General features: G+C 38.5%; 9 protein-coding genes and 1 pseudogene. All 10 read left to right on the forward strand.

Features of this window, described 5'->3' with window-relative positions:
• Positions 1–232 precede the first annotated feature (232 nt).
• The 10 genes and pseudogenes from ACO1O5_RS19810 (at position 233) to ACO1O5_RS19855 (ending at position 8,439) form a co-directional block, all read left to right on the forward strand.
• Positions 233–448, forward strand: a complete 216-nt coding sequence (locus ACO1O5_RS19810; RefSeq protein WP_486273358.1) for a hypothetical protein — start codon at positions 233–235, stop codon at positions 446–448.
• 292 nt (positions 449–740) lie between these two features.
• Positions 741–2,459, forward strand: a complete 1,719-nt coding sequence (locus tag ACO1O5_RS19815; protein WP_486273360.1) for an IlvD/Edd family dehydratase — start codon at positions 741–743, stop codon at positions 2,457–2,459.
• Positions 2,460–2,615: 156 nt separating this feature from the next.
• Complete coding sequence (locus ACO1O5_RS19820) at positions 2,616–3,443, forward strand: fumarylacetoacetate hydrolase family protein (protein ID WP_486273361.1); 828 nt, start codon at positions 2,616–2,618, stop codon at positions 3,441–3,443.
• Positions 3,444–3,449: 6 nt separating this feature from the next.
• Entirely contained in the window at positions 3,450–4,622 is a 1,173-nt protein-coding gene (locus ACO1O5_RS19825) for an endo-1,4-beta-xylanase (protein ID WP_486273363.1), read from the forward strand.
• A gap of 19 nt (positions 4,623–4,641) precedes the next feature.
• Positions 4,642–5,070: pseudogene (locus tag ACO1O5_RS19830) on the forward strand (universal stress protein); the annotation flags it as partial.
• 82 nt (positions 5,071–5,152) lie between these two features.
• Entirely contained in the window at positions 5,153–5,839 is a 687-nt protein-coding gene (locus ACO1O5_RS19835; RefSeq protein ID WP_486273364.1) for an FAD-binding oxidoreductase, read from the forward strand.
• 193 nt (positions 5,840–6,032) lie between these two features.
• Positions 6,033–6,746 carry an SDR family oxidoreductase gene (locus tag ACO1O5_RS19840; RefSeq protein ID WP_486273366.1) on the forward strand — a complete coding sequence of 238 codons (714 nt, stop codon included), beginning with the start codon at positions 6,033–6,035 and terminating at the stop codon, positions 6,744–6,746.
• A 148-nt stretch (positions 6,747–6,894) separates the two neighbouring features.
• Positions 6,895–7,275 (forward strand): nucleoside deaminase, encoded by a 381-nt coding sequence (locus ACO1O5_RS19845; RefSeq protein WP_486273371.1) that lies wholly within the window; start codon positions 6,895–6,897, stop codon positions 7,273–7,275.
• A gap of 26 nt (positions 7,276–7,301) precedes the next feature.
• Positions 7,302–7,838 (forward strand): DUF488 domain-containing protein, encoded by a 537-nt coding sequence (locus tag ACO1O5_RS19850; RefSeq protein ID WP_486273368.1) that lies wholly within the window; start codon positions 7,302–7,304, stop codon positions 7,836–7,838.
• Between the two features lie 25 nt (positions 7,839–7,863).
• Positions 7,864–8,439 (forward strand): uracil-DNA glycosylase family protein, encoded by a 576-nt coding sequence (locus ACO1O5_RS19855; protein ID WP_486273370.1) that lies wholly within the window; start codon positions 7,864–7,866, stop codon positions 8,437–8,439.
• Positions 8,440–8,523 lie beyond the last annotated feature (84 nt).

The raw sequence follows: 8,523 nt of genomic DNA on the forward strand, positions 1-8,523 counted from the left end.
GGGTTAATAGTTCTTTTATGATTTTGCAGTTGCCAATCGCAAATCTCATTTTGTTAGAGTGAATGGTGATGTAGTGCTACAATATAACTCTGATTAAAAGGTTATTCGTGTCTGCGATCAAATTTTGAAACGCAATTACGTTTAAGCCTCTCATACGGCAAATCGACCTTTTGTTTCTACATTGGGTCTTTTTAAAAAGTATTCAGTAATCTAAAAGACGTAATCATCTTTCATGAAATCAGCGGAAAATACTATAGGCGCCGAATCGCCGGCCTTAGGAGTGAAAGCTTTTTATCATTTTAATTCTTTGACAGGCAAAATTGTCGGTTATGTTCCTTATAAGTCAACATCACATTGGATTAGACTCGTCGCTGAACAAGCAATAGTTGCTATCAGTTATTACATTTTCAAAATGAGCAGAACAGGCAAGTTTATGACAAAATATTAGCAGGGGTGCCTTAATATTGAGGGGAGTCAGCCATCATTAGTTGTAGGTAACGAAGATGAAAAAAGAAGTGCCTGTAACGAACTAAAATAGCACGAAGTCTGGCTGGCAAATATGGTCAGTTGAGACCCGGATATATGCGGCTTAGCAGGTAATATATAATTGAAATGGTTGAGCATGTTACATCCTTTCAACCTGGGTTCTCGCGTATGCAAGAAGTGCACCGCGGAAATGGATCACGAACCAAAGTAACAATAAAGCGGGTAACGAATAAATTTATTCAAATTCATTATACATGAGTGATAATTTCAGAAGCCATAACTGGTTTGGTAAAAAAAATAAAGACGGGATCCTCTATCGGAGTTGGATGAAAAACGAAGGCATGCCTCTCGATATGTTTGATGGGAGACCCGTAATTGGTATATGCAACACATTTAGTGAACTCACGCCTTGTAACGCCCATTTCCGGGAACATGCTGAAATGGTGAAACGTGGCGTTTTGGAGGCCGGTGGTTTTCCCTTGGAATTTCCTATAATGAGCCTGGGTGAGACTTTACTTAAGCCAACAGCAATGCTTTTCCGGAACCTCGCCAGTATGGATGCAGAAGAAAGCATTCGGGGAAATCCTATCGATGGAGTAGTGTTGTTAACCGGCTGCGATAAAACTACTCCATCAACGGTAATGGGTGCTTCCAGTGTGGGCTTACCCACAATTGTAGTGCCCGGAGGCCCAATGCTTAATGGTAGATATAAGGGCCAAACTATTGGCAGTGGCACCCATGTATGGAAATTTGATGAAGATATGAAGACGGGGAAGATGACCCAAGAAGAGTGTGCGATAGCCGAAAGTTGCATGAGCCGGAGTATAGGGCATTGTATGACGATGGGCACTGCAAGTTCTATGGCTGTAATGGTTGAAACGTTGGGCTTAACCCTTAGTGGCGCATCAGCAATTCCTGCGGCCGATAGCAGAAAAAAGCAGATGGCGCAATTGAGTGGAAGGCGAATAGTGGAAATGGTGAAGGAAAATTTAACCATTGATAAAATTTTGACTCGGGAAGCGTTTGAAAATGCCATCATGGTAAATGCAGCGGTTGGAGGTTCTTCTAATTTTATAATTCATTTGATAGCTATTGCCGGTAGAATTGGTGTCGACATAAACCTTGATGACTTTGATAGAATTGGCAGTAAAATTCCATTGTTACTAAACCTGATGCCTTCAGGTAAATACCTGATGGAGGATTTCTATTATGCCGGTGGCTTACCGGTAATCTTAAATGAACTAAAAGATCTTTTACACAAGAATATAATAACGGTTACCGGCAAAAATCATCATGACAATATCAAAGGCAATACTGAATGCTACAACGATGATGTAATTGCCACTTTGGAAAAGCCATTGATCCCGGAGGCTGGCTGTGTGGTGGTAAAAGGCAATCTCGCTTTAAATGGTGCCGTAATAAAACCCTCTGCAGCCACACCGGCTCTGTTAAAACACAAAGGTCGTGCAGTTGTATTTGAAAGTATAGAAGATTATAATGCCCTGGTTGATGATCCAGATCTGGATATCGATGAAACGTGCGTAATGGTTTTAAAATATGTTGGGCCGGTTGGTTATCCTGGTATGCCGGAGGTTGGCAACATGGCTTTACCCAAAAAAATATTACAGCAAGGCGTTAAAGATATGATTCGCATAAGCGATGGGCGAATGAGTGGTACCGCTTATGGCACCGCCGTATTGCATGTATCGCCGGAATCAGCTATCGGCGGTAATTTGGCCCTGGTGCAAAATGGAGACATGATCGAACTGGATGTTTCACAAAGAAAATTACATTTACACGTAACAGATGAAGAATTAGCATTAAGAAGAAAAAAATGGACAGCTCCTAAACCTGTAGCAGAGAGAGGATATGTCAGTTTGTACATAAAACATGTGATGGGTTCCGATAAAGGTGCTGATCTTGATTTTCTAAAGGGAAATTCGGGTAGTGAGGTAACCAGGGATTCTCACTAATTTGGAAGACATTAAATACATTAGAATTTTAAAATCTTATTTTGCTTGCAAATACAGGAAAGATTATTGCGCCGCTGAACTAACAAGTAAGGTTAAACGCTGATATGAAGTGACTTTTTATGATGATAAGCGCTACAAATTAAAAAGAAGATAAAAATGAAATTGTACAACACCGGTAATGGAACGGTAATCGAATCAAATGAAAAATTTTACGCAGTTAAGGCCAACTGGGAAAACCTGATCAACGACGATAACGCTTTTCAATCTGCAACAGCATTTATTAAAGATGCAATTGCAGGTAACGGTTCACTGGTTGAGGAATTACTCCCGGTTATTGGTAATAACCAGGAATTATGGGCTTGTGGAGTAACTTATTTGCGAAGCAAAATTGGAAGACAGGAAGAAAGTAAAGACGCCGGTGGTGGAGACTTCTACGGCCGTGTGTACGAAGCAGAAAGACCTGAATGTTTTTTTAAAAGCACGCCACACCGTATAGTTGGCAACAGAGGTTTTGTAAGAATAAGAAAAGACAGCACCTGGGATGTGCCGGAACCAGAATTAACACTGGTGGTAACCAGTTCGGGAAAAATAATAGGCTATACTATTGGCAATGATATGAGCAGCCGTAGTATTGAAGGAGAAAATCCTTTATATCTGCCGCAGGCAAAAACATATGATGGATGTGCCGCCCTTGGCCCTTGTATATTGCTTACGGAAAAGCCAATCGAAGCGGCTACAACTATTACTTTAACCATCAGCAGAAACGGTGAAATTGCTTTTAAAGATAGTATTGCTATCAACCAAATGAAACGTACCCCGGAAGAGTTAACTTCTTTTATTTTTCGCGAATGTTCATTCCCCTTTGGGTGCATGATCATGACCGGTACCGGCATTGTACCCGGAAATGATTTTACACTAAAGAGAGGCGATGAAATTTTAATTACGATCGATAAAATAGGCGAACTGGTAAATGTGGTTGCATAAAATATTATGAAAGCAAATCCAATAATATACACAGTATTATTTTTCTTTCTTTGCCTGCAAAGTTGCCGCGATACTAAAAAGATGTCCACCTCGCCTGGAAGCGCTACAACCTTAAAAAACGTATACAGTAAAGCATTTCTGATGGGCGTTTCGGTTAATGATGCCATCGTTTCTGGAGCGGATAAGGCATCTCAGGATATAGTGCTTAAACAATTCAATTGTATAACACTCGAAAATTCGATGAAGGCTGCTTTAATAAATCCTCAACCCGGCGTTTTCAACTTTGGCCCGGCCGATGCATTTGTAGCTTTTGGACAGGCGCACAATATGTTTATCATTGGGCACACATTAGTCTGGCACAACCAGGTGCCTGCCTGGTTCTTTATAAATGCAGAAGGAAAGCCTAATTCAAAAGAAGAACAAATTGAACGATTGCGAAATCATATCAAAGCGGTAGCCGGCAGATATGCGGGTAAAGTAAATGCATGGGACGTAGTGAACGAAGTGATAGATAATGACGGCAGTTATCGGCACACGTCATGGGTAAATGCATTTGGCAATGGTGATACACTTGTAAAATATGCATTTAAGTTCGCCAGTGAATTTGCTCCCAATACGGAATTATATTACAACGATTTTAATGCGTGGCGCCCGGAAAAAAGGGATGGCATTGTACGCCTGGTAAAAATGTTACATCAAGAAGGTATTCGTATTGATGGTGTCGGCATGCAGGGCCACTGGGGACTTGATTATCCTAAAACAGCATATATAGAGGCAGCCATTGATGCCTTCGCAGCATGCGGCGTTAAAGTAATGATCACTGAGCTGGATGTAGATGTGTTACCCTTAACAAAAGAAGGCCAGATCATCGGCCAGGGAATGAGTGACAAACAATTTCAATTGGAAGAATTTAAAAACTTCTTAGATCCTTATCGCAACGGATTACCCGACAGTGTTCAACGATTATTGACTAACAGGTACAAAGAATTATTCAAAATTTTTTATATTAGAAAAGATAAAATTGCAAGGGTAACTTTATGGGGAGTACATGACGGAATGAGTTGGAAAAATGATTATCCTGTTCCCAATCGTACCGGTTACCCATTACTCTGGGATAGAAGCCGGCAACCGAAGCCAGCCCTGGACGCCGTACTTCATGTTCCGGAAGAAATGAAATAATGCCAATACTGCCGCTCAAAAAATTGCCGAAACCGGTTACGAATTAGCAGAAGCTTTACATGCGCAAACTATTTTGATGCATGTAACATCTGATGCTACTTACTATTCTTCTCTCAATTATTCGCCAATATTGGGATATGATAGTTTTAGTACCTTAGAAATGGTTCAAACAGACGCGGTTGAAGAATTAAAAAAAACAGCGGAAGATTACCTCGATAATCTGAAATGCAATTTAGGTGATGAAAAAATTGAAACGATAATAAAAGAAGGAGATTATGCAGAAAATATTCTGCAAACGGCAAAAGAAATAAAGGCAGATATAATAGTAATGGGAACCCACAGCCGTGAAGGACTTGACAAGATATTACTGGGAAGCGTAGCCGAAAATGTTCTCCATCATGCCATGCCTTTGTTTATTATTCCTGCAAAACCCGCAGAAGAAAAATAGTTATAGCTTCAACCAAAGCGATTAAATATAAATTATGCACGAACTATTATATTATTTTATAAACAGTAAATAAAATTAAGATATGGATGAATATCCTAAAGAAGAGCACATTGTAAAAATCCTCAAAACTGAATATGTAACACACGATGTAAAACGATTCACCTTAACGAAGCCGGACTCTTATAAATTTAAACCCGGGCAAGCTACCGATATCGTCATCAATCTTCCCGATTGGAAAGAAGAGCGCAGGCCTTTTACGTTTACAAGCCTTAATGAATGGGACACACTGGAATTCACCATTAAAATTTATGGTAGTCGCAATGGAGTAACGAACCAATTAGGAAAACTTCATGCCGGTGATGAATTGATTTTGCATGATGTATTTGGAGCCATTAACTACAAAGCTGAAGGCACTTTTATTGCAGGCGGCGCTGGCGTTACGCCTTTCATCGCCATTTTCAGACAATTGCAAAAAGATGAAAAGCTTGGAAATAATAAATTGATTTTCTCCAACAAAACAACAAAGGATATTATTCTTAAAGACGAGTTTGAAAAAATGCTTGGCAAAAATTTTATCAATACAATTACTAACGAGAAAACAGAGAAGTATGATAATCGAAAAATAGACGAAGGTTATCTCACGGAAAAAATAAAAGATCCATCTCAATATTTCTATATCTGCGGCCCGGATGCAATGATAGAAAGCATTAAAGAGATTCTTTTGCATTTAGGCGCTGACAAAAATAAGATTGTGATCGAAGAATTTTAAAGTGGGTTTGAGAATAAATTCACCCGAAATAAAATTAAAATTTTATAACCATGTCCAAAGATCCTTATCAAATAAAAAAATAATTAACTACAAAATATAATAAACGGATGGAATCGTTTGGCAATTGGATTTCGAACTGTTCCGGGAAGCTATATACCGCAATAAAATGATTGGAAATTTTAAATGTGTATAAATGGATATTGAAGGAAAGATAGCGGTGATAACCGGAGCCAGTAGCGGATTGGGAGCTTCATTGGCTCATGCATTATTAACTAAAGGAGCCACTGTTTACGGACTCGCCCGCAATGCAGACAAATTCCATGCTTTTGAAAATAGATTGAGAGAAACCTTTATTGCCGTCAGTATAGATATTACTAAGCAGAAAGATATTTCATCATGGGTACAAGATACTTTTTCCGATTCCCATATTCCTGATATGCTTATCAACAATGCAGGAGCAGGTTATTTTACAAAGATTGATGAGCTTTCGCTTGAACGATGGCATGAAATGATCAATACTAATTTAAACGGAGCTTTCTACATTACATCCTCCATTGTACCTTTCATGAAGAAGAATACAAACACTTCTCATATCATCAACATTGGTTCAATACTTGGAAAAACAACGAGAGCTGAAAGCGCTGCTTATTCTGCCACAAAATATGGTCTGCAGGGCTTTAGCGAAGCCTTGTTCAAAGAGCTTCGTTCTTATAAAATAAAAGTTACTTGCGTAAACCCCGGTAGCATTGATACAGCTTTTTTTGAAGATTCTGGAATACAAACACACAAAAATATGCTGCAGCCAAAAGACATTGCACAACTACTCATTCATATTTTAGAAACACCCGATAATTTTTTGGTAGATGAGATTACTGTGAGACCATTAATTCCCAATCCTCCCGCATAATTTTTATAAAACTCAACTTAGAGATAACGAAAGAAAATGTTTGAAGATCAAAAGATTTAAAGTATCAAAAAAATGAAGAATATAAATTGATTTGACCAGAAGTTTTAAATATGGAAAATGATGTTCATTACATTAAGCGCTGTGAAGTATTGGGAAAGAGGCTGCAGCAAAAAGAGATACGCCTATAGGCTCTGTCATTACCAGAGGCGATGAGATTATCGCCGGGGCATTCGAAGGTTCAAAAAATAAAAATGATATTACTTGCCAGGCGGAATTAGAAGCCATCAGGCTTGCGGTAAAAAATTTAAAAACGAACGATCTGTCAGGTTGTGTTATCTATTCAACACACGAGCCTTGTATTATGTGCTCTTATGCTATTCGATTTTATAAAATAAAAAAAGTAGTGTATCAACATGCGGTAAATTATTTAGGCGGGAACTCTTCTTCAATGTCCTTGCTGACTAGTAAAGAAGTTCCACCGCATTGGGGTGAGGTTCCTGTTATCGTTCATTTGAAAAGCTATAATTAAAGAGGTACAATTTTGAATTGCAAAAATTGAAAGAAGAAAATAAAACGATATGGACAATCGGACATTCTACCCGTTCTTTAGAAGAGTTTGTTACGATGCTGCATTCATTCAACATTGAATTGATTGCAGACATCAGGAGTTTTCCCGGCTCGCGAAAGTTTCCTCAATTCAATAAAGAAGCGCTGGAAATTTCGTTGCCTCAAAACCACATTCAATATATCCATATAAAAGACCTTGGAGGAAGAAGAAAAGCAAATCCGGATTCAAAAAATATAGCCTGGAGGCACATTGTTTTTAGAAGTTATGCGGATTATATGGAAACAACTTCTTTTAAAGATGGCATAAAACAACTTGAACAAATTGCATCGAAAAAAAGAACAGCTTATATGTGCTCTGAAGCTGTGTGGTGGCGTTGTCACCGATCTATGGTTTCTGATTATTTAAAGCTGTGCGGTTGGAAAGTAATGCATATAATGGGCATATCAAAAGGACAAGAACATCCTTATACAGCGCCGGCAAGAATTATAAATAATAAATTGAATTATGAAAAACAAGCGGAATGAAATAAATGTGTTTTGATTTTTTACCATGAATACACTTTTAAATAAAATACAGCGATGTGAAGTTTGTAAAGAACATTTACCGTTAGGTCCAAGGCCTGTCATCCAATTAAATGCATACTCGAAAATTGTTATTATAAGCCAGGCTCCCGGGAGGCGTGTACACGAAACCGGAATTCCGTGGAATGATCCGAGTGGTAAAAAGTTAAAGTCATGGATGAATGTAAGCGATGAAATATTTTATAATCCTTCATGCTTTTCTATTTTGCCAATGGCCTTTTGTTATCCCGGCAAAGCAATCTCAGGCGATCTGCCACCAAGGCCTGAATGCGCCCCTTTATGGCATCCACAGATTTTAAAAAATTTTAAAAGCAACCCGCTTATTTTATTAATAGGACAATATGCGCAACGATATTACTTAAAAAAAGCTTATAAAGGAAGCCTTACAGAATCGGTGAAAAGTTATCGTGAATATTTGCCAACCTATTTTCCATTGCCGCATCCTTCTTCCCGAAATCAAAACTGGGTGAAGATAAATCCATGGTTTATGGAAGAAGTGGTTCCAGAATTACAAAAGAGAATACAGTTAGCAGTAAGTGGGTAAATTGATTGTTGCATTTCTTAATTAAAAAACTACAGTCTTGAAACAGAAATTTAAGATCGGTGACCATGTAACCTGGAACTCAGA

The organism is Ginsengibacter sp. (genome assembly GCF_057362405.1).